Annotated in this window: 1 protein-coding gene; it reads left to right on the forward strand. The window is 61.5% G+C overall.

Going from position 1 to position 1259, the window contains the following annotated elements; all coding sequences use genetic code 11:
• Positions 1 to 324 precede the first annotated feature (324 nt).
• The coding region (locus tag EN994_RS32060; protein ID WP_164746445.1) for a DnaA/Hda family protein at positions 325 to 1259 on the forward strand (935 nt) is incomplete at its 3' end.

The following is a 1259-nucleotide window of genomic DNA, read 5'->3' on the forward strand; positions in this document are numbered from 1 at the left end:
GCTTAAATTGGCGGGATTTGCAACGGGGATCAAGTCCGCGGACGGCTTTGGTTTCTCTTTTTCGATACGGTAGGGGACTGGCGTAACTAGACATGGCAGGTAGACGGCGCGCCGGCGCTCTTTTCGCCGGACGGTGTTGTATTGCCCTGACATACCCAACGCGGACTGGCTTCCATGGGCCGGCACCGGTTCCCACGGATAATGGGCGACGTTCACCTGCCGGCGGCGGCAGCGGACATCGTAGCAAAGACTTAGGTCGCCGGAACCGGATGCAGGAGGCGCATCCCCGGCGGAAAACAGGTACGGAAGGACAAGGAAAAGATCATGCAGAGCGGCATCGAAAGGGAACTTACGGGCGACCTCCCATTTCCTGGAACTTTGATCGGAGCAAACGACATGGCGGTGTCCAGCGACGCGGAACAGAAATTCGACCGGGTCAAGACCCAGTTGAAGGCGCGCCTGGGAACCGAAGTCTATTCGAGCTGGTTTGGCCGCATGAAAGTCGCCGAGGCTTCCAAGGGCATTGTCCGCATCTCGGTGCCTACCGCCTTCCTGCGCTCATGGATCAACGGCCACTATCTCGACCTCATCTCCGAGCTGTGGAAGCAGGAGGATCCCGATCTTCTCAAGATAGACATCGTCGTGCGCACGGCAACCCGTCAGGGACGCGCCCAGGCCGAGCCAGAGGTAACGCCGGCACGCAGCAAGGTGACACGGCAGACGCAGACGGCGCTTGCCGCAGGCACAGTCAGCCCCAGCCGGGTGGAGCGCGCATCGACTCCGCGTCCGGGCACACCCATCGAGAGCGAATTCCGCCACAACGTTCTGGGGTCACCGCTCGATCCACGCTACACGTTCGGCTCTTTCATCGAGGGGCCGTCGAACCGGGTGGCCTTCGCCGCCGCCAAGGCAGTGGCGGAATCGCAATCGAGCGCGGTGCGTTTCAATCCGCTCTTCCTTCACGCAACCGTCGGGCTCGGCAAGACCCATTTGCTGCAGGCCATCGCCGCGGAATCGCTGAAGCAGAACCCCAAGTCGCGCGTCGTCTATCTCACGGCCGAGTATTTCATGTGGCGCTTTGCCACCGCGATCCGCGACAACAACGCTCTGACGCTCAAGGAGCAGCTGCGCGACATCGACCTGCTCATCATCGACGACATGCAGTTCCTGCAGGGCAAGTCGATCCAGCATGAATTCTGCCACCTGATCAACATGCTGCTCGACAGCGCCAAGCAGGTCGTCGTCGCTGCCGACCGGCC

This window comes from Mesorhizobium sp. M7A.F.Ca.CA.002.09.1.1 (genome assembly GCF_003998555.1).
Lineage (GTDB): Bacteria > Pseudomonadota > Alphaproteobacteria > Rhizobiales > Rhizobiaceae > Mesorhizobium > Mesorhizobium ciceri.